This window comes from Streptosporangium oxazolinicum, assembly GCF_039537505.1.
Taxonomy (GTDB): domain Bacteria; phylum Actinomycetota; class Actinomycetes; order Streptosporangiales; family Streptosporangiaceae; genus Streptosporangium; species Streptosporangium oxazolinicum.
In genome coordinates this window covers 314185-334141 of sequence record NZ_BAABAQ010000002.1, presented here as the reverse complement: position 1 = coordinate 334141, position 19957 = coordinate 314185, and the positions used below count along the sequence as shown (strand labels likewise).

Annotated in this window: 18 protein-coding genes and 1 tRNA gene; 14 read left to right on the top strand and 5 right to left on the bottom strand. The window is 68.1% G+C overall.

Features of this window, described 5'->3' with window-relative positions:
* Nucleotides 1–381: 381 nt before the first annotated feature.
* From ABD817_RS06630 to ABD817_RS06620, 3 genes are all read right to left on the bottom strand, one after another.
* Nucleotides 382–984, bottom strand: a complete 603-nt coding sequence (locus tag ABD817_RS06630; RefSeq protein ID WP_344916055.1) for a GNAT family N-acetyltransferase — start codon at nt 982–984, stop codon at nt 382–384.
* Between the two features lie 114 nt (nt 985–1098).
* Complete coding sequence (locus ABD817_RS06625) at nt 1099–1866, bottom strand: helix-turn-helix domain-containing protein (protein WP_344916053.1); 768 nt, start codon at nt 1864–1866, stop codon at nt 1099–1101.
* A 103-nt stretch (nt 1867–1969) separates the two neighbouring features.
* Nucleotides 1970–2052 (bottom strand) — tRNA-Leu (locus ABD817_RS06620).
* 115 nt (nt 2053–2167) lie between these two features.
* Here ABD817_RS06620 and ABD817_RS06615 point away from each other — a divergent pair.
* From ABD817_RS06615 to ABD817_RS06590, 6 genes are all read left to right on the top strand, one after another.
* Nucleotides 2168–2770, top strand: coding sequence for an ANTAR domain-containing response regulator (locus ABD817_RS06615; protein ID WP_344916051.1), 603 nt, complete (start codon nt 2168–2170; stop codon nt 2768–2770).
* A gap of 341 nt (nt 2771–3111) precedes the next feature.
* The gene (locus ABD817_RS06610; RefSeq protein ID WP_344917211.1) at nt 3112–4281 is read left to right on the top strand and encodes a branched-chain amino acid ABC transporter substrate-binding protein; all 1170 of its coding nucleotides are present in this window, start codon (nt 3112–3114) and stop codon (nt 4279–4281) included.
* Between the two features lie 161 nt (nt 4282–4442).
* A complete protein-coding gene (locus tag ABD817_RS06605; protein ID WP_344916049.1) occupies nt 4443–5411 on the top strand; it encodes a branched-chain amino acid ABC transporter permease in 969 nt (322 codons plus the stop codon).
* Nucleotides 5408–6577, top strand: a complete 1170-nt coding sequence (locus ABD817_RS06600) for a branched-chain amino acid ABC transporter permease (RefSeq protein ID WP_344916047.1) — start codon at nt 5408–5410, stop codon at nt 6575–6577. Before ABD817_RS06605 ends, ABD817_RS06600 begins: the two co-directional genes overlap by 4 nt.
* Nucleotides 6574–7422: an ABC transporter ATP-binding protein gene (locus ABD817_RS06595; RefSeq protein WP_425583279.1), complete on the top strand. Its 849-nt coding sequence runs from the start codon at nt 6574–6576 to the stop codon at nt 7420–7422. The genes ABD817_RS06600 and ABD817_RS06595 overlap by 4 nt, the downstream gene beginning before the upstream one ends.
* Nucleotides 7412–8224, top strand: coding sequence for an ABC transporter ATP-binding protein (locus ABD817_RS06590; protein ID WP_344916045.1), 813 nt, complete (start codon nt 7412–7414; stop codon nt 8222–8224). Before ABD817_RS06595 ends, ABD817_RS06590 begins: the two co-directional genes overlap by 11 nt.
* 107 nt (nt 8225–8331) lie before the next feature.
* Here ABD817_RS06590 and ABD817_RS06585 read toward each other — a convergent pair whose 3' ends face one another.
* Nucleotides 8332–8892, bottom strand: coding sequence for a DUF4352 domain-containing protein (locus tag ABD817_RS06585; RefSeq protein ID WP_344916043.1), 561 nt, complete (start codon nt 8890–8892; stop codon nt 8332–8334).
* A 240-nt stretch (nt 8893–9132) separates the two neighbouring features.
* Between ABD817_RS06585 and ABD817_RS06580 the strand changes: the two genes are divergently transcribed.
* From ABD817_RS06580 to ABD817_RS06570, 3 genes are read left to right on the top strand one after another with little or no spacing between them, the layout of a single operon-like run.
* Entirely contained in the window at nt 9133–9996 is an 864-nt protein-coding gene (locus ABD817_RS06580; RefSeq protein WP_344916041.1) for an ABC transporter substrate-binding protein, read from the top strand.
* Nucleotides 9997–9999: 3 nt separating this feature from the next.
* Nucleotides 10000–10848 (top strand): amino acid ABC transporter permease, encoded by an 849-nt coding sequence (locus ABD817_RS06575; RefSeq protein ID WP_344916039.1) that lies wholly within the window; start codon nt 10000–10002, stop codon nt 10846–10848.
* Between the two features lie 2 nt (nt 10849–10850).
* Complete coding sequence (locus ABD817_RS06570; RefSeq protein ID WP_344917206.1) at nt 10851–11630, top strand: amino acid ABC transporter ATP-binding protein; 780 nt, start codon at nt 10851–10853, stop codon at nt 11628–11630.
* A 276-nt stretch (nt 11631–11906) separates the two neighbouring features.
* On the opposite strand, the gene ABD817_RS06565 is transcribed toward ABD817_RS06570, so the two are convergent.
* On the bottom strand, nt 11907–12251 hold the full coding sequence (locus tag ABD817_RS06565) for a PaaI family thioesterase (protein WP_344917203.1): 345 nt from the start codon (nt 12249–12251) through the stop codon (nt 11907–11909).
* 146 nt (nt 12252–12397) lie between these two features.
* On the opposite strand from ABD817_RS06565, the gene polA reads away from it, so the two are divergent.
* From polA to coaE, 5 genes are all read left to right on the top strand, one after another.
* Nucleotides 12398–15112 carry a DNA polymerase I gene (gene polA, locus ABD817_RS06560; protein WP_344916037.1) on the top strand — a complete coding sequence of 905 codons (2715 nt, stop codon included), beginning with the start codon at nt 12398–12400 and terminating at the stop codon, nt 15110–15112.
* A gap of 247 nt (nt 15113–15359) precedes the next feature.
* Nucleotides 15360–16475 (top strand): polysaccharide deacetylase family protein, encoded by a 1116-nt coding sequence (locus ABD817_RS06555; RefSeq protein WP_344916035.1) that lies wholly within the window; start codon nt 15360–15362, stop codon nt 16473–16475.
* Between the two features lie 220 nt (nt 16476–16695).
* Nucleotides 16696–18198, top strand: coding sequence for a 30S ribosomal protein S1 (gene rpsA, locus ABD817_RS06550; RefSeq protein WP_344916033.1), 1503 nt, complete (start codon nt 16696–16698; stop codon nt 18196–18198).
* A gap of 346 nt (nt 18199–18544) precedes the next feature.
* Nucleotides 18545–18994 carry a GNAT family N-acetyltransferase gene (locus ABD817_RS06545; protein WP_344917201.1) on the top strand — a complete coding sequence of 150 codons (450 nt, stop codon included), beginning with the start codon at nt 18545–18547 and terminating at the stop codon, nt 18992–18994.
* Between the two features lie 339 nt (nt 18995–19333).
* Nucleotides 19334–19933 carry a dephospho-CoA kinase gene (gene coaE / locus ABD817_RS06540; protein WP_344916031.1) on the top strand — a complete coding sequence of 200 codons (600 nt, stop codon included), beginning with the start codon at nt 19334–19336 and terminating at the stop codon, nt 19931–19933.
* Nucleotides 19934–19957: the final 24 nt, after the last annotated feature.

The following is a 19957-nucleotide window of genomic DNA, read 5'->3' as shown; positions in this document are numbered from 1 at the left end:
CGGAAAGCTGTGTGCTGCTTAGGGACTGGCCAGGCGAGGACGTCACACGTGTCTCACTTTCGGCGGGGGCTGAGACGCGTTCCGCGGCCGGGGAACGCGCCATATCTCTCCGAGACCGCTTACCTTTCCTCGGGATTAATGACATTCATACATATCTGTCTGACCGAGTCGAGATCAACAACGTAACCCGCCAACCCGCCACCCGCGCGGCGACTTCGGCCCCGTCTCCCGCCCGCGCCTGAAGGGGGCGAACCGCGCCCACGCCGAGAGACCGGACCTCTCATCCGCCTCTCCCGTTCACCCGCCTTCCCCGCATCGCCACCCGAGCCGTCACCGGCGCGGGCTGTCACCCGCGCGAGCCGTCATCCGTGAGGATCGCCGTCACCCGGGAGAGCCGGCCTCCGCGTACTCCCACGTCCGCAACACCATCCGCCGTCCCTTCTCCTCCGAGGGAACCGGCGGCGCGTCCGTCAGGTGGTAACCCGCCGCGCGGGCCACCGCCACGCTCGCCGCGTTGTCGGCCTCGATCTCCAGCAGCAGCCGGGACACCCCCACCGTCTTCTGGGCGAACTCCGTCATCACCCGCACCGCCCCCGAGGCCAGGCCCCGCCCCCGGTAGGCCGCTCCCAGGCCGTAACCGATCTCCGCGACGTCCAGGCCGAGGCCGCTCAGCATCAGCAGCACCTCGCCCGCCGGCTCGCCCCCGTCCACGGTGATCGCGAGCTGCAGCCGCTCCCCGGCCGCCCTCCGCCGCCGGGCCCGCTCCAGGTAGGCGCGCGCCGCCTCCGGGTCGAACGGCGAGGCCAACGGCGTCCAGTACGCCACCTCGGGGTCGTCGAACAGCTCCACCATGGCCGCCAGGTCGCCGTCCTCCCACTCCCGCAGCACCACCCCGTGCCCGCTCAGTCTCACCCACTCGGGAAGGCACACCCGCCCGGCACCCAGATCGCCCCTCTCCACCCGGCCGTCCTCCACAGTTCCCACGCCGCCACCTCCCGTTACGCCACTTCCCGCACTTCCCGCCGCTTTCGAGCAACCTACTCCGCCCGCGGAACCACCATCCGCCATCCCGCCGAACACCCCCACCGGCCCGCCACCTCAGTACTTCGGCCCCACGAACTCGTCCAACCGCTCGACCGCCCCCCGCCGGGCCACGGAGATGGTGTTGTAACGGGAATAGCGCCACTCCACGCCGAGCAAGTCGAGCACCTCGCCGCACAGTTCGAGGATGTCCTTCGACTCGTTGCCGAAAAGGTAACGCGGATACTCGTACCAGTGATCGCTGCCGTTGAAGTGGCGACGGACGCGGTTCGTGCCGCGATAGCCGTCCGAGTGCATCAGGCCCCGGGCGAACCTGCCCGGATGCATCTCAACGATCTTCCTCTGCCAGTCCTCCAACGCGATCTTCCTTAGATGTTTGCGTCCGGGACCGTGCTGAGGAAAAAGACATACCCAGTGCTTGGAGTGGCTCTTGACCTCTGTGCATCCGTTTTTCCGGCGACGACTCACAGAAGAGGTGGGCATCACCGCGGCCATCACATCCGCCGCCTCTGCGATCAGCCCCGGCCAGTTGTCGCCGCAGGACAAGGAGAGCTGATAGACGCCTTTGCGGCACAGCACGATGTGTCCGTCACCGAGGTACAGCCCTAGAAGGTAGGCGTAGGCCGTCTCGTCGAGTGGCTGCTCGTGGCAGCGGGGGCAGGAACGACGTCGCCTGCGGTCCTCGTCTTCGTTGGCTCTTCGCGCTCCGGTTCTCCACTTTTGGACCGCACCCAGCGATACGCCGCAGAGTTCGGCGACCTGACGGTCAATGAGGCCGAGCGCCGAGAGACGGAGAGCGCGATCGACGGTTTCACGGGGGTGCACGGAAGAAGCATGCCGACCGTCACCGACAGTTTCTGCCCGGCGACGAAAGGTGGTCGCTCGGTCGCCGATCGGATTTCGTGGGCGAGTGACGTCTGTGTTTGAGTGCCGGAAGCGGGACTCGAACCCGCACACCCTTTCAGGTAGACGCTTTTGAGGCGTCCGCGTATGCCATTTCGCCATTCCGGCCTATATTTCCGGACTTGTCCGGATTTTGTGTGCCAGCTAAGAGCTTACCTAGAAGTGGATCACCCTGGGGTACCGGCGTGGTCCCAATCTAGCGGACGTCGGTACTCTCTTGCTCGTGAGTACGCAGCGGCGAGTGGTGATCGCGGAAGACGAGGCGCTGATCCGCCTCGATCTCAAGGAGATGCTGGAGGAGGAGGGGTATGCGGTCGTCGCGGAGGCCGGGGACGGGGAGTCGGCGGTCAAGCTGGCGATGGAGCAGCGGCCGGATCTGGTGATCCTGGACGTGAAGATGCCCATCCTGGACGGGATCTCGGCGGCCGAGCAGATCGTGTCGCAGCGGATAGCGCCGTGTCTCATCCTCACGGCCTTCTCGCAGCGCGATCTGGTCGAGCGGGCGAGGGACGCCGGTGCGATGGCGTACCTGGTGAAGCCGTTCACGAAGTCGGACCTGGTTCCGGCGATCGAGATGGCGGTCAGCAGGCATCAGGAGATCGCCGCGCTGGAGCGGGAGGTCGGGACGCTCTCGGAGCGGCTGGAGACGCGCAAGCTCGTGGAGCGGGCCAAGGGTCTGCTGATGGAGCGGCACGGGTGGAGTGAGCCGCAGGCGTTCCGGTGGATCCAGAAGGCGTCGATGGATCGCAGGTTGAGCATGCGGCAGGTGGCGCAGATCGTGGTGGCGGACGGGGCGGAGCCCGAGGCAGAGGCTCCAGAGTCCTGATCGGGTGTTTTGACCATTTTTGAGGGCCGTGCCCGCCGGGTGCCCGCAGGGGGCTTCCCAGGGGTCGCGGGGCGGGTCTCGGGACGGTCTGAGTGATCCCCGTGGAGACCGTAAGGTTGCCAGTGACCACGGCTTTTGTATCTGATAGCCGAAAAGGATCGGTGTTATAACGAAGCGGTAACGGTGGGCCGTCCTGTATCGACCCGTGACATCCGCTAGTTGTACTAACCGACACAACCCCTGGCCACCCGCCAGGGAAGGGCATCTGTGAACTCGGTCCCGACGAGGGGCCGGGCGAAAGGAAGGCAACCTTGCGGCCTAAGACTGCACGCCTCGGTGGAGTGCTTGCCGCCGGTGTGGCGCTCACCCTCGGTCTCGCTGCCTGCAGCAGCGGTGGTACGGAGGCCACGCCGGCTGAGGGTGGCTCCAGTGCTGCCGCCCCCAGTACGATCAAGATCGGCTTCATGGGTGACCTGACCGGTCCCAACGCCGGCATCGTCATTCCCCCCCGGAACGGCGCGAAGCTCGTCATCGACGACTACAACAAGACCAACCCGGCCGTGAAGATCGAGCTGGTCGAGTACGACAGCCAGGGAGACCCGTCGAAGGCGGTGGCCCTGGCCCAGCAGGCCATCAAGACCGACAAGATCGTCGCTCTGATCGGTCCCGCGTTCTCCGGTGAGTCCGCCCAGGTGGCGCCGGTCCTGGAGGAGGCGAAGCTGCCGAGCATCTCGCCGTCCGCCACCAACGCCGCGCTCGCGACGAACGGCTGGAAGTACTGGCACCGCGTGCTGCCGAGCGACAGCATCCAGGGCCCCGGCATCGGCGACTTCATCGCGACCGGTGTCGGCGCGAAGAAGGTCTTCGTCATCGACGACAAGTCCGAGTACGGCAAGCCGCTGGCCGACGCCGTCAAGGCTCAGCTCGCGACCAAGGGCGTGACGCCGGAGACCGACTCGCTCGACCCGGCCGAGAGCGACTTCTCCTCCGTGGTGAACAAGGTCGCGGCGGCCAAGCCCGAAGCGATCTTCTTCGGCGGTTACTACGCCGCGGGCGGCAACCTGCTCAAGCAGCTCCGCGACAAGGGCGTGACCGCGAAGTTCCTGTCCGGCGACGGTTCGCTGGACAAGGGCCTGGTCGACGGCGCCGGTGCCGCCAACGCCGAGGGCGCCCTGGTCGGCTGCCCCTGCTACATCGCCACTCCGGACGTCACCGACGCCAAGGTGAAGGCGTTCGCCGACACCTACAAGGCCGCCTACAAGGCCGACCCGGCCATCTACGCGGCCGAGGGCTACGACGCCGCGACGGTCTTCGTCGACGCCGTCAAGGCGGGCAACGTCACCTCCGACAAGATCAACGAGTTCATCGCCACGGTGGACATCGCGGGTGTCTCGAAGCAGGTCAAGTTCGAGGCCAACGGCGAGGTCTCGGCGAAGGACATCTACATCTACCAGGTCAAGGATGGTGTCATCGGCCTGCTGGGCAAGGCCAACGAGGCCAAGCTGGGCTAGTCCGGCGCTGAAGGACAGTAGGTAGTTCGACGCGCGGGGAGCGGGAACGCCGCGAATGCGTTCCCGCTCCTCTCGTACTTCCAGAGAGTCCACGAGATTCTGCTGGAGGCGGTGTGCTACCCGGACGTGCAGGCGACCCCCGCTAGAAGTGGTAAACCCTAGTGCTCAATGACTTCATCAATCAGTTCTGGCCGGCGACGATCGACGGCCTGGCCTTCGGCTCGATCTACGCCCTGATCGCGCTCGGTTACACCATGGTGTACGGCGTGCTGCGGCTGATCAACTTCGCGCATTCCGAAGTTTTCATGATCGGCACTTTCGGTGCGATGTTCGTACCGTTCGTGCTCGGCATCAACTCGCCCCTCACCGGCATCGCGCTGGTCGGCCTCATCCTGGCGATGATCCTGGCCGGCATGCTCGCCTCGGCGGGCACCGCGGTGGCGCTGGAGCGAATCGCCTACCGGCCGCTGCGCCAGCGCGGCGCGTCCCGGCTGGCGGCGCTGATCTCGGCGATCGGCGCCTCGATCTTCCTTCAGGAGCTGTTCGCGCTCCTGGTGATCCCGAACGTCTTCAACCGTCCCGAGCAGGGCAGGATCCAGATGGGTCTGCCCCGCATCATGGAGCGGACCGAGCTTTTCTCCATCTTCGGGCACGTGGTCCGCGTCGACCAGGTCTTCGTCATCGTCGCCGCGATCGGCATGATGATCGCGCTGGACGCCCTGGTGAACCGGACGAAGATCGGCCGGGGTATTCGCGCCACCTCGCAGAACCCCGAGGCCGCCGTCCTGATGGGCGTCGACATCAACAGGATCGTCCGGATGACCTTCCTCATCGGCGGCAGCATGGCCGGTGTGGCGGGCGCGCTCTACCTGATCTCGTACGAGAACACGAACTATCTCATCGGATTCCTCTTCGGTATCAAGGCGTTCACCGCGGCGGTCCTGGGCGGTATCGGTAACCTGCGCGGCGCCCTGGTCGGCGGAATCACGCTCGGGCTGGTGGAGAACTACGGAGCCATCTTCTTCGGCTCCGACTGGAAACACGTGATCTCCTTCACCATCCTCGTCTTGGTCCTGATGTTCCGCCCCACCGGCATCCTCGGTGAATCACTCCAGCAGGCGCGCGCATGAACCAGAAGAATTCCCTGGCAGGCTTCCGCACCGGTCTCAGCCGCTTCGGTGACGCCATGCACGATCGCTGGCACGACACTCCCGGCTGGCAGCGCTGGATCCTGTACGCGGCCCTGATCATCGGGGCGCTGCTGCTGCCGTCGGAGAGCCTCGCCCCCATCATGTCGCCCTACACCGACTGGGCGAGCATCCTGTTCTTCCCGATCGGGACGTACGTGGTCCTGGCGATCGGCCTGAACGTGGTGGTCGGCCAGGCGGGCCTGCTCGACCTGGGCTTCGTCGCCTTCTACGCGGTCGGCGGCTACGCGATGGCGCTGATCGGCACCCGGCTGGGCTGGAACTTCTGGCTCATCCTGCTGGTCGGCATCGGGATCTGCGCCCTGTCGGGCATCACGCTGGGCGCTCCGACGCTGCGGTTGCGCGGTGACTATCTGGCGATCGTCACGCTGGGCTTCGGTGAGATCATCCGCATCACCGCCCGCAACACCGACGAGATCGGCGGCCCGAACGGCATCCGCGGCATCCCGCACCCGCCGAGCTACGAGGACCTGCACCTGTTCGGGATCAGCATCCCCAACGTGTTCGGGGTCGATCCGTTCTACTACGGCGTGCTGGATCCGAGGCCCTACTACTACCTGCTGGTCGCGCTGGCCGTCATCGTGATCATCCTGGTGAAGCGCTGGGAGAAGAGCCGGGTCGGGCGCGCCTGGGCGGCGATCCGCGAGGACGAGGACGCGGCCGAGGTCATGGGCGTGCCGACGTTCCGCTTCAAGATGCTCGCCTTCGCCATCGGTGCCTCCATCGGTGGCGCGATGGGCGTTTTGTGGGCGGCGAAGGCCATCTCGATCAACCCGAACGACTTCCAGTTCCTGCTGTCGGCGACGATCCTGGCCGCGGTGGTCATGGGCGGCGCGGGCAACCTGCCGGGTGTCATGCTGGGCGCCTTCGTGGTGGCGTGGCTGCCCGAGCGGTTCCGCGGCCTCCAGGAGTACCGCATGCTGATCTTCGGCGCGGTGCTCGTGGCACTGATGATCTTCCGTCCGGAGGGTCTGCTGCCATCGCGTCAACGCAAGGCGGAGCTGAAAGAGGGATCAGGCGGGATGGGTACGCTCGGAGCCGAGGTTCCCGGGCCCGAGTCGCACGGTGAGGAGGTGGCTTCCAAGTGAGCACCGAAGCGAACGCGGCCGAGGCAAGCCCGGCCGCCACGAACCCCAAGGCGGTCCAGGCGGAGCGCACCGGCCGCGTCATGCTGGAGCTGAAGAGCCTCGTCATGCGGTTCGGCGGTGTCACGGCACTGCGTGACGTCAACCTGACCATCAACGAGGGAGAGATCTTCGCTCTCATCGGCCCGAACGGCGCGGGAAAGACCACGGTCTTCAACGTGGTGACCGGCGTCTACCAGCCGACCGAGGGCGAGGTCCGCTTCCTGGACGAGAAGATCAGCGGCGTCAAGCGCTTCAAGATCACCAAGCGGGGCATCGCCCGCACGTTCCAGAACATCCGGCTGTTCCACAACATGACGGCCGTCGAGAACGTCATGGTGGGCGCGGACGCGCACCACAGGTCGGGCATGGTCAGCGTGGCGCTGGGGCTTCCCTGGCACCGCCGGGCCGAGAAGGACGGGCGCAGGCTGGCGATGGAGTTGCTCGACTTCGTCGGCATCTCGCACCGCGCCAACGAGCACGCCAAGAACCTGCCCTACGGTGACCAGCGCCGTCTGGAGATCGCCCGCGCGCTGGCGACGAACCCGAAGCTGCTGCTGCTGGACGAGCCCGCCGCCGGTATGAACCCGGCGGAGAAGGTGGCGCTGCAGCAGTTGATCCGGGACATCCGCGACGCGGGCCGGACGATTCTGATCATCGAGCACGACATGAGCCTCATCATGGGCATCAGCGACCGCATCGCGGTGCTGGACTTCGGCCAGAAGATCGCCGATGGCCTGCCGGACGAGGTGCGGACCGACCCCCGGGTCGTCGAGGCGTATTTGGGAGCTCCCGCCGATGCTTCTTGAGGTCAAGGACATTCGTGTCCACTACGGCAAGATCGAGGCGCTCAAGGGCATCTCGGTCGAGGTGAACGAGGGCGAGATCGTCACGCTCATCGGGGCGAACGGGGCGGGCAAGACCACGACCCTGAAGACGATCTCGGGCCTGCGTGGCCTGTCGTCGGGGAGCATCACCTTCGACGGCAAGGACATCAGCAAGATGCCCGGCCACAAGCGGGTGATCGCGGGTCTGGGGCAGGCGCCCGAGGGCCGGGGGGTGTTCCCCGGCATGACGGTGCACGACAACCTGCTCATGGGGGCGTACACCCGCTCGGGTGACTTCACCGCCGACCTGGCCGAGGTCTACGAGCTGTTCCCCCGCCTGGCGGAGCGCAGGACCCAGATGGGCGGCACGATGTCCGGCGGCGAGCAGCAGATGCTCGCCATCGGCCGCGCGCTGATGGCCAAGCCCAAGGTGCTGCTGCTGGACGAGCCGTCGATGGGCCTGGCGCCGCTGCTGGTGCAGCAGATCTTCGAGATCATCGAGGAGATCAACCGCCGAGGCACCACGGTGCTGCTGGTGGAGCAGAACGCCCAGCAGGCGCTGAAGCTGGCCCACCGTGCCTACGTCCTGGAGACCGGCAAGGTGGTCAAGAGCGCGCCCGCGGACGAACTGCTCAACGACCCCGCCGTGCAGGCCGCCTACCTGGGCGGCGGCGCGGAGCACGACCTGGAGGCGGAGGCGGCGCAGGCCGTTCCCCCTTCCGCTCCGGCGTCCCCGGCTCCCGCTCCGCAGGAGAGGCGAGACGTCACGGAAGAGCGGTCCTGACCCCGTACCCCGAGGGTTCACGGCCTCGTGGCAGGTGACGGGCCCGTCGCGCGCTCGCGCGGCGGGCCCGCTCCCGTCGGTACGGGGCCCGGCCCCGGAGCGGTCGCTCAGGGCAGCGGCACCTGTACGCCGTCGGTGCCGCCGGTCACGCCGAGGGGCGGATCGCCGAACAGCCGGATCGCGGAGACCCTCGCCTCCTTGGGGATGTCGTACCAGAGATCCATCTCGACCCTGACCTGGGCGCCGAGCGGGAGCTCGTCGGGCTGCCGCTTGATGGCCTGGGCGAACTTGTCGATCCCGTAGGTGGTGCCGTCGGCGGCGACGAGCCTCTGCCGCTTGGCGTCGAAGCGGGCGTTGGTGCGGCCGGGGTTCTCCACGAGGATCCGCACGATCACGTACTGGCCCTTGGCCTGCCACTCGGCGTGGCTGCCGAAGAAGCCGCTCAGCCCCTTCTGCAGGCCGATCACCTGGAACCGGGTGTCGCCGTCGGTGACCGGCGCGGCCCTGACGGGGCTCTCGCTGGGCCGTACCGGGCGCGGCGGGAGCTCGTAGGTCGGGGTGGGTGTGGCCGGGGGAGGGGTGGGGCTCGCCTGACCCGCTCCGGAGCAGCCGGACAGGACGGTGACGGTGAGGGCGGCACCGGTGAGCAGGACCAGGGGAACACGCACACCCGGCAACGTAACCGAGGTAGATCCTGGAGTTCAACGGCTCCCCGGCCGGCGGTTGGCGATTCGGCAACTCCCGGCGCCCGGATCCGCGCTGGGGCAGGGTATTGAACAGAAAACTCCGGACGCGGTTGTTGTCCGAATTGTGTCGTAGTGGTGATCTGCATGATTATGCAGGTGATGAAGCATGACCTGCACTGAGGTATCCATACAAGAAGCGACATTGACCGTAAGGAGGCCTTCGTGGGCCTGAGTTTTGTTTCCCGTCGTGCGATGGCGGTGGGCGCCATGGTCGTCGCCGGTGCGCTCGGCCTTTCGGCCTGCGGTGGTGGCGGGTCCACCTCCGCCAGCCCGAGCGATGGTGCCTCGGCAAGCGCTCCCGCGGCCGCGGGCGGCCCCAAGCTTGTCACTCCCGGCAAGCTGACCACCTGCACCAACCTCCCCTACGAGCCCTTCCAGTTCAAGGAGGGCGACAAGGTCGTCGGCTTCGACGTCGACATCGTCGACCTGGCCGCCAAGAAGCTCGGCCTGACGCAGGAGATCGTCGACATCGACTTCGCCGTCATCAAGAGCGGCGCGGCGATGGCCACCAACAAGTGTGACGTCGCCGCCGCCGGTATGACGATCACCGAGGAGCGCAAGGCCAACATCGACTTCTCCGAGCCCTACTTCGACGCCACGCAGGCTCTGCTGGCCAAGAAGGGCGTCGGCGTCAAGACCCTCGACGAGGTGAAGGCGAAGGGCCTCAAGCTCGGTGCCCAGGCCTCGACCACGGGCCTCGACTACGTCAAGGAGAAGGGTCTCGACCCGAAGGAGTTCGCCGACTCTCCCAAGGAGCTGCTCGGCCTGCAGTCCGGCCAGGTCGACGTGATCGTCCAGGACCTCCCGGTCGTGCTGACCTGGCTGAAGAAGCCCGAGATCGCCGACAAGTTCGAGCTGGTCGCCAGCCTCGACACCGGCGAGCAGTACGGCATCGGCCTGAAGAAGGGCTCCGACCCGATCCTGCTCAAGGCGATCAACGACTCGATCACCGAGGCCAAGGCCGACGGCACCTACGAGCAGATCTTCGTCAAGTGGTTCGGTAAGAAGCCCGGCGAGCTCGGCTAATCGATGACCGACCAGCCAACGACGACCGAGCCCACTCCCGGCGGGGGCGCCCCCGCCGGGAGTGGGCTCAGTCCCCGCAAGAGGCAGCAGATCAGTCGCGGCATCCAGTACGTCGTACTGATCGCCGTGGCCGTCTTCCTGGCCCTGAACATCAACTGGGCCGATCTCGGGAAGAACTTCACCAGGCTCGACATCGCCGAGCAGATGCTTCCCGAGCTGTTCACGGTCGCGCTGAAGAACACGATCATCTACTCGGTCGGCGGCTTCGTCTTCGCCTTCCTGTTCGGCCTGCTCTTCGCGCTGATGCGGATGTCGTCCGTGCGGCCCTACCGTTGGATCGCGGTCGCCTACATCGAGATCTTCCGTGGCCTGCCCGCCCTGCTGATCTTCCTGCTCATCCTGTTCCTGCCGCTCGCCCTTTCGGGCTTCGAGGTGCCGGGCGGTACGTACGGCCAGGGCATCCTGGGCCTGGCGATCGTCGGCTCGGCCTACATGGCCGAGACGCTCCGCGCCGGGCTCCAGGCGGTGCCCAGGGGGCAGATGGAGGCGGCGCGCTCGCTGGGCATGTCGTACACGCGGGGCATGGTCAGCATCGTCATCCCGCAGGCCCTGCGCATCGTGATCCCGCCGACGACCAACCAGTTCGTGTCCCTTCTCAAGGACTCCTCGCTGGTGTTGTTCCTCGGCGTCTCCGGTGACTACGTCGAGCTCACGAAGTTCGGTAACGACACGGCCTCGACCTTTGCCAACGCCACGCCCATCCTGGTCGTAGGTGTGACGTATCTACTGGTCACCATTCCGCTGGGTTACCTCGCGTCCCGGCTGGAGCGGAAACAGGTGAGGGGACGGTGACAGTGACTCCGGCGACTTCACAGACTCCGGCGGCCCACGCGGTCGAGATCCGTGACCTGCACAAGTACTTCGGGAAGAACGAGGTCCTGCGGGGCATCGACTTCGCCGTCGAGCCCGGCCAGGTGGTCTGCGTCATCGGCCCCTCGGGGTCGGGCAAGTCCACGCTGCTGCGCTGCGTGAACCTCCTGGAGCAGCCCACGTCCGGCAAGGTCGTCGTCCACGGCGTGGAGCTGACCCACCGCGACGTCGACATCGACGCCGCCCGCCGAGGTGTCGGCATGGTCTTCCAGCAGTTCAACCTCTTCCCGCACATGACCGTCCTGCAGAACGTGATGATCTCGCAGCGCCGGGTGCTGAAGCGGGGCAAGGCGGAGGCCGAGCGGATCGCCAGGGAGAACCTGGACAAGGTCGGCATCGGGGAGAAGTGCGACGCCTTCCCGGCCCAGCTCTCCGGCGGGCAGCAGCAGCGCGTGGCCATCGCCAGGGCCCTGGCCATGAACCCGGCGCTGATGCTCTTCGACGAGCCCACCTCGGCGCTCGACCCCGAGCTCGTCGGGGACGTGCTCACGGTCATGCGCAAGCTCGCCGAGGAGGGGATGACCATGCTGGTGGTCACCCACGAGATGGCGTTCGCCCGCGACGTGGCCGACCGGGTCGTGTTCATGGACGGCGGCGTGATCGTGGAGGACGGCACCCCGGAGCAGGTGATCAGCGCCCCGCGGCACGAGCGGACGAAGACCTTCCTGCGCCGCGTGCTCGACCCGACGCACACCGACATCTGACCCGCCCCTGCGGCGGAGTCTCAACCTCGCCTCGTACGGCCCGCGCCCGCCTGGTGCGGGCCGTGCGCGTGCCGGAGCGGGTGTCCCCGGGGAGCCAGGCGAGCCCGGGGGAGGCCTTTGGCGCCGTACGGAGCTTCCCCGACCCCGTACGTTTTCTACTCGGCCTCCCCACGGGCATCGCCGTCACCCACCGTAGCGGACTCCTCGCGCGGGGAAGGCAAAAAGGCGGTCCGAATATGATCGAGGACGAGATGTGATCGGGGGCGTCAGGGGTGGTCAGGCGTCGCGGAGCATGCACGTGAGGCGCGAGGTGCACACCCTGCGGCCCCGCTCGTCGACGATCTCGATGTCGTAGGTGGCGAGCGTACGGCCACCGTGGATCCGGGTGGCCACCCCGGTGACCAGCCCGGACGTGGCCGAGCGGTGGTGGGTGGCGTTGATCTCGATGCCCACGGCGATCCGCCCGGGGCCCGCGTGGATGGCCGCGCCCGTCGAGCCCAGGGTCTCCGCCAGCACACAGGAGGCGCCGCCGTGCAGCAGACCGTAGGGCTGGATGTTGCCCTCGACCGGCATCGTGCCGACCACCCTCTCCGGGGTGGCCTCGGTGATCACGATGCCCATCCGCTCCACCAGCGTGTTCCGGTGCGAGGCGCCGAGCGCCTCCTCGATCCGCCGAGCGGCTTCGTCGGGGTCTGTCACGGTCAAGGGGACGTCTCCTGTCGTGCGGTGCCAGGTTTTCTGTCGCACCAGGAGACTAGGCTTTCGTTGTGCCGAAGAGCGAAGCGACCCCCACTCGTCCGTGTCTCCTGCTGCTGGATGGGCATTCACTGGCCTATCGGGCGTTCTATGCCCTGCCGGAGGAGAATTTCTCCACCACCACAGGTCAGACGACCAACGCGGTCTACGGTTTCACCTCGATGCTGGTCAACGTGCTCCGCGACGAGCGGCCGACCCACATGGCGGTCTGCTTCGACCGCTCGGAGCCGACGTTCCGCCACGAGGAGTACGCCGACTACAAGGCGAACCGGAGCGCGAGCCCCGACAGTTTCCGCAGCCAGATGAGCCTGATCCACGAGGTGCTCGACGCGATGGGCGTGCCGCACCTGTCGCTGGCCGGATACGAGGCCGACGACCTGATCGCCACCCTCGCCACCCGCGCCGCCGAGCAGGACATGAACGTGCTGATCGTCACCGGCGACCGCGACGCGCTGCAGCTCGTCGACGAGCGGGTCACCGTGCTGATGACCCGCGTCGGCATCAGCAACATGACCCGCTTCACCCCCGAGGCGGTGCTGGAGAAGTACGAGCTCACCCCGGCGCAGTATCCCGACTTCGCGGCGATCCGCGGCGACTCCAGCGACAACCTGAAGAACATCCCCGGCGTGGGCGAGAAGACCGCGGCCAAGTGGATCCGCGAGTTCGGCTCGCTGGAGGAGCTGGTCAACCGCGTCGACGAGGTCAAGGGCAAGGTCGGCGACAAGCTCCGCGACCACCTCGACCAGGTGCTGATGAACCGGCGCCTCACCCAGCTGATCCGCGACGTGCCGCTGGAGCGCGAGGTCACCGGCCTGGAGATCGGCGCGGCCGACCGCGACGAGATCAACAAGATCCTCGACACGCTGGAGTTCCGCGGTGAGATCCGCGACCGGCTGTTCAAGACGATCGGCTCGCCCGAGACCGAGGCGGAGGAGGGCTTCGAGGTCGAGGTCGTCACCCTGGGCCCCGACGAGGTGGCCCCGTGGCTGCGCGCGCTGCCCGAGGGCCGCGCGGGCCTGGCCTTCAAGGGCGCGTACGGCAGTGGCACCGGCCGCGTCGACAGCATCGCCATCGCGGCTGCCGGTGCGGGGGCGGGGAAGGGCGGGCCGGGCGCCGCGTTCATCGACCCGACCACACTGACCGAGGCCGACGAGGTGGCCCTGCGCGAATGGCTGGCCGACGCGTCGAGGCCCAAGGCCGTGCACGACGCCAAGGGCCCGATGCTCGCGCTGTGGGCGCAGGGCATGGAGCTGCGCGGCCTCACCTGCGACACCGCGCTCGCCGCCTACCTGGCGATGCCGGGGCAGCGCTCGTTCCCGCTGGAGGACCTCGTACGGGTCTACCTGCGGCGCGAGCTGCGCGGCGAGGCCGACAACGGCGGCCAGGCCAGCCTCTTCGACGCCGAGGACGACGACGGCGCCCACGACCTCGCCCTGCGGGCGCTGGCGGTCGGCGAGCTCGCCGACGCGCTGGAGACGTTCCTGGAGCCGCTGGGCGGCACCCACCTCATGCGCGACGTGGAGCTGCCGCTCGTCACCGTGCTGGCGGAGCTGGAGCGGGCCGGGATCGCCGCCGACAGGGAGCATCTCAGCGGCCTGGAGGCCGAGTTCGGCGCCGCCGTCAAGCAGGCGGTCGAGGCGGCGCACGCGTCCGTGGGCGGCGAGCAGTTCAACCTGGGCTCGCCCAAGCAGCTCCAGGAGATCCTCTTCGTCAAACTCAACCTGCCCAAGACGAAGAAGACCAAGACGGGTTACACCACCGACGCCTCCGCGCTGGCCTGGCTCGCCGCCCAGACCGAACACGAGCTGCCGACGATCATGCTGCGTCACCGCGACCAGGCCAGACTGAAGGTCACGGTCGAGGGCCTGATCAAGGAGATCGCCGACGACGGCCGCATCCACACCACGTTCAACCAGATCATCGCGGTCACCGGGCGGCTCAGCTCGGAGAAGCCCAACCTGCAGAACATCCCGATCCGCACCGCCGAGGGCCGCCGCATCCGGCAGGGCTTCGTGGTCGGCAAGGGCTTCGAGACCCTGCTGACCGCCGACTACAGCCAGATCGAGCTGCGCGTCATGGCCCACCTGTCCGGGGACGAGGCGCTCATCGCGTCCTTCGAGTCCGGCCACGACTTCCACCTGGCCACCGCGGCCCGGGTCTTCGACGTCGAGCCGGAGAAGGTCACCGGCGAGATGCGGGCCAAGATCAAGGCGATGAACTACGGCCTCGCCTACGGCCTGTCCGACTTCGGGCTGTCGGAGCAGCTCAACATCCCGGTCTCCGAGGCGCGGGCGCTCAAGGAGGAGTACTTCGAGGAGTTCGGCGGCGTCCGCGACTTCCTCAACGCGATCGTCGCGCAGGCCAGGAACGACGGCTACACCGAGACCATCCTCGGCCGCCGCCGCTACCTGCCCGACCTCAACAGCGACAACCGCCAGCGCCGCGAGATCGCCGAGCGGATGGCGCTCAACGCGCCCATCCAGGGGTCGGCGGCCGACATCATCAAGGTCGCCATGCTCAACGTGCAGGAGGCGCTGAAGGAGGCGGCCCTCGGCTCCCGGATGCTGCTGCAGGTCCACGACGAGCTCGTGTTCGAGGTGGCCCCCGGCGAGCTGGAGACCCTGCGGGAGCTGGTCACCGACCGCATGAACGCCGCATACTCCCTGCGCGTCCCGCTCGTCGTCTCGGTGGGCGTCGGCCGCACCTGGGAGGACGCCGGGCACTGACGGCCCCCGGGCGCCTTCCCGGGGCACTGCGGGGCACTGTCTCACCGGTTCTCGTACGCACCTGTGAGGATGTCGGCCGCCGGGAGCCTCCTCGCTCCCACCTGGGAGGACGCCGGGTGTCGGCGATCACTCCCGGGCGGGCGGAGGCCGCCTCCGGGAGGCCGGGCCCCGCCGGTTGGCCGGGCCTGTCCGAGTCTGTTCTAGGCTGGTGATCCACGCCGAAAAGCTCGACGGGCACGGGAGTTCTGTGCGGAGTCCAATCCCCCTGACGAAGATCATCATCCTGGCCAATCTGGTGGTCGTCGCGGTGGCGGTGGTGGTGCTCCTCGTGCTCCCGTCGCCCTCCGCGCCGCCCGGCGAGGCCAGGCCGGGCGCGTCGGGAGCCAGCCCGTCCCCGCCCTCCGCGGCCCCCTCGCCGCCGCCCGAGCTGCCCTCGGCCGAGCTGCCGCCACCGATCACCGCCTCGGCGGAGTTCGCGCGGCAGGTGAGGGCGAACGAGGCCGGGGCGGTCCCGATCCTGATGTACCACCGGATCACCGCCAGGAGGCTGGCGTCGATCGACCGCACCCCCGCCCAGATGCGCAAGGAGCTGGAGAGGCTCGCCAGGGACGGCTACGTGCCGGTCACCGCGCGGGAGTTCGCCACCGGGAGGATGGACATCCCGGCGGGCAAGCACCCGGTCGTGCTGACCTTCGACGACGGCCATTCCAGCCACTTCGCCCTGGAGGCGGACGGCACCCCGGCCAGGGACACCGCGGTCGGCATCATCTACCAGGTCGCCGTGAAGTACCCCGGCTTCCGGCCCGTCGCCACCTTCTGGGTCAACCGGCACCCGTTCGGCCTGCGCGAGGAGGCGGACCAGGAGCGGGCCGTGCGCTGGCTGGCCTCGCGGGGTTTCGAGGTGGCCAACCACACCTGGAGCCATCCCAACCTGCCGAGCCTGCCCAAGAAGAAGATCGTCGAGCAGGTCGCGAGGGTCGAGGGGCTGCTGAGGAGGCTCGGCGTCCCTCCCTCCGAGACGCTGGCGCTGCCGTTCGGCGCGATGCCCCGCAAAAGATCTACCGTGCAGTCGGGAAAGTGGCACGGCGTGTCCTACCGGTTCAAGGGCGTCTTCCTGGCCGGTGCCGAGCCGTCGGTCTCGCCGTTCGTCAAGGACTACAACTGGCGTGCGATCCAGCGGATCCAGAGCAACGGCAGGAAGGGGGAGTGCCGGAAGTGGTGTTCCGAGTACTGGCTCGGGTGGCTGAACAAGCACCCCCACGAGCGCTACACGGCCGACGGCGATCCCGGACGCATCTCCGTCCCACGCGGGCTTCGAGGTAGTATCAGGACGAACCGGGGGCAGAAGATCAACGCCTATTAAGCGAGATCGTTATCCTTTCGGCACGCGGGCGCGTAGAGTCGTTGGATTGACCATACCCGTCTGGTCTCATATGCTGATCGCTGCGTTGTGGGCTCGCGCGTGTCTCGGACGGAGTGGGCTCGCGCTCGATCACGCCGATGCCAATTCTTCGGCTGACGGTAAGAGGCCTGCCGCGCGTTCGCCACATCGACATCTGTCCGCGTTCGGAGCAACTCCACACATGACGAGCAGCACTGAGGCCACCTCGAGCACCCCGCAGGTAGCGGTCAACGACATCGGCTCCGAGGAAGAGTTCCTCGCAGCGATCGACCTGACCATCAAGTACTTCAACGACGGCGACATCGTCGAGGGCACCGTCGTCAAGGTCGATCGAGACGAAGTTTTGCTCGACATCGGCTACAAGACCGAGGGTGTCATCCCCTCGCGCGAGCTCTCGATCAAGCACGATGTCGACCCGGCGGATGTCGTCGAGGTTGGCGAGCACGTCGAGGCCCTCGTCCTCCAGAAGGAGGACAAGGAAGGCCGCCTGATCCTGTCCAAGAAGCGCGCTCAGTACGAGCGGGCCTGGGGCACGATCGAGAAGATCAAGGACGAGGACGGCATCGTCACCGGCACGGTCATCGAGGTCGTCAAGGGTGGTCTCATCCTCGACATCGGCCTGCGTGGCTTCCTGCCGGCGTCCCTGGTCGAGATGCGGCGCGTCCGCGACCTCCAGCCGTACGTGGGCCGCGAGCTCGAAGCGAAGATCATCGAGCTCGACAAGAACCGCAACAACGTGGTCCTGTCCCGTCGCGCCTGGCTCGAGCAGACCCAGTCCGAGGTTCGCCAGACGTTCCTCAACACCCTGCAGAAGGGTCAGGTCCGCAAGGGCGTCGTCTCCTCGATCGTCAACTTCGGTGCGTTCGTCGACCTCGGCGGCGTCGACGGTCTGGTCCACGTCTCCGAGCTCTCCTGGAAGCACATCGACCACCCCTCCGAGGTCGTCGAGGTCGGCCAGGAGGTCACCGTCGAGGTGCTCGACGTCGACATGGAGCGCGAGCGCGTCTCCCTGTCGCTCAAGGCGACGCAGGAAGACCCCTGGCAGCAGTTCGCCCGCACCCACCAGATCGGTCAGGTCGTCCCGGGTCGCGTCACCAAGCTGGTGCCGTTCGGTGCGTTCGTCCGCGTCGAGGAGGGCATCGAGGGCCTGGTCCACATCTCCGAGCTGGCCGAGCGCCACGTCGAGATCCCCGAGCAGGTCGTCCAGGTCGGTGACGAGATCTTCGTGAAGATCATCGACATCGACCTTGAGCGCCGCCGGATCTCGCTCTCGCTCAAGCAGGCGAACGAGGGTGCGATCGGCGCCGACGTCGAGTTCGACCCCACGCTGTACGGCATGGCGGCGACCTACGACGACTCGGGCAACTACATCTACCCCGAGGGCTTCGACTCCGAGACCGGCGAGTGGCTCGAGGGCTTCGACAAGCAGCGCGAGGAGTGGGAGCGGCAGTACGCCGAGGCTCAGACCCGCTTCGAGGCTCACAAGAAGCAGGTCGAGGAGGCCCGCAAGGCCGAGGCCGAGGCGGGCGAGGCCGCCCCCACGTCCTACTCCGGCGAGACCCCGTCCACGGGTTCCACCGGCTCCTCCAGCAGCAGCGGCTCCTCCGCTCCGGCGGCGGGCGCCCTGGCCTCCGACGAGGCTCTCGCGGCTCTGCGCGAGAAGCTCGCGGGCGGCCAGAACTGACGGTGCCGACGGCGCTGACAACGCGGTAGAAGATCGACGGAAGGGCCCCGCTCCGGCGGGGCCCTTTCCGCGTCTCCGGCGGGGTTCTCCCGTCACGGGGCCTCGCGGCTGCTCGCGGGGTGCCACCCCGGCCCGCAGGGACCTCTTCCCGGTACCGGCGGGAGCGGTCAGCGGTCACCCGGCCTCTCGTCCGGTCACCCCAGCCTTGCCTGCCCTTTTCCCGGACTCGACTGATCACTCAGCCTTGCCCGGCCTCCCGCTCGGTCTCTCAGCCGCGCCTGGCCTCCTGCTCGGTCACCCGGCCTCGTCCGGTCGCTCGTCCCGCCGCTAGGGTGGCGCCGTGACCATGATCGAGTGGGCGGAACCCGAGGACGCGGGCGAGATCCTGACCGTGCAGCGCGCGGCCTACGTGGGCGAGGCCCAGCTCTACGGAGACCCGTTCATCGCGCCCCTCGTGGAGTCCATCGCCCAGGTCCGCGAGGCCGTCGAGACGGCCACCGTGCTCGTCGCCCGCGACGGGGCGAGGATCGTGGGCGCGGTCCGCGGCCGGATGTCCGGCACGACCTGCCTGGTCGGCCGCCTGGTGGTCGCCCCCGACCGTCAGGGCGCGGGCGTCGGCGGAGCCCTGCTGACGGCCCTGCACGACGAGGCCGCCACGGCACTCGCCTTCGACCTGTTCACCGGCCACCTCTCGGAGGGCAACCTCCGCCTCTACCGCCGCCACGGCTACCGCGAGACGCGCAGGGAGCGGATGACCGACCACCTGACCCTGGTGCACATGCGCAGAGAGTTGTGAGGGCCTCAGAGGCGTTTTCGTACGCCGATCGGTGCCAGGTGAGCATTCCGTCCCGAAGGGCGGCAGACGTGACCTCCGGGCCGCGAGGGGTGATTCCTGGCCCGCTGTGCTGGGATGTGCCGCTGGGTGCGGTGAGGGGGGATTCCTGCCTGCTCGCCGGGATGTGCCGCTGGGGTCGTCAACCGGCGGGTATGGTGAGGGGCGATTCCGGCCCCCGCCGAGGAGGCGACCGCCTCGTACGACGGGATGAGCGGCGGGCCCACGCCCCCGGCGACCCGATGTGAAGACCTCGTCGCCGACCGCGCCGGAACGCGGTCCGTACGGCGTATGCTGCGGATCATGTTGAAGGTGGGGCTTACCGGCGGCATCGGGTCGGGCAAGAGCGAGGTTTCCCGGCGGCTGGGCGCCCGTGGCGCCGTGGTCATCGACGCCGACAAGATCGCCAGAGAGGTGGTCGAGCCGGGGACCCCCGGGCTGGCCCGCGTGACCGGGATCTTCGGCACGGACGTCCTGCGCGAGGACGGCTCGCTCAACCGGGAGAAGCTCGGCTCGATCGTCTTCGCCGACTCCGAGAAACTCGCCTCGCTCAACGCCGTCGTCCACCCGCTCGTCGGGGCGAGGGTCGCCGAGTTGCAGGAGCAGGCGGCTCCCGGCAGCATCGTGATCTACGACGTGCCGCTGCTGGCGGAGAACAAGCTCGCCCCCATGTACGAGGTGGTGATCGTCGTCGACGCCGCCGACGAGGTGCGCGTCGCCCGGCTGGTCGAGCTGCGCGGCATGAGCGAGCAGGACGCCAGGGCGAGGCTCGCGGCCCAGGCGACCCGCGAGGAGCGGCTGGAGATCGCCGACATCGTCGTCCCGAACGAGGGGACCCTGGAGGAGCTGGAGGCCCGGATGGACGGCGTCTGGGCCGACCTCACGGCCCGCGCCACCGTCTGAGCGCGATCCCCCCGAGCCCGTTCA

Bases quoted from the DNA above. Each gene is read 5' to 3' on its own strand.
- ABD817_RS06575 (WP_344916039.1), top strand. From the start codon at position 10,000: ATGACCGACCAGCCAACGACGACCGAGCCCACTCCCGGCGGGGGCGCC.
- ABD817_RS06565 (WP_344917203.1), bottom strand. From the start codon at position 12,251: ATGGGCATCGTGATCACCGAGGCCACCCCGGAGAGGGTGGTCGGCACG.
- coaE (WP_344916031.1), top strand. From the start codon at position 19,334: ATGTTGAAGGTGGGGCTTACCGGCGGCATCGGGTCGGGCAAGAGCGAG.
- ABD817_RS06600 (WP_344916047.1), top strand. From the start codon at position 5,408: ATGAACCAGAAGAATTCCCTGGCAGGCTTCCGCACCGGTCTCAGCCGC.
- ABD817_RS06545 (WP_344917201.1), top strand. From the start codon at position 18,545: ATGATCGAGTGGGCGGAACCCGAGGACGCGGGCGAGATCCTGACCGTG.
- ABD817_RS06590 (WP_344916045.1), top strand. From the start codon at position 7,412: ATGCTTCTTGAGGTCAAGGACATTCGTGTCCACTACGGCAAGATCGAG.
- rpsA (WP_344916033.1), top strand. From the start codon at position 16,696: ATGACGAGCAGCACTGAGGCCACCTCGAGCACCCCGCAGGTAGCGGTC.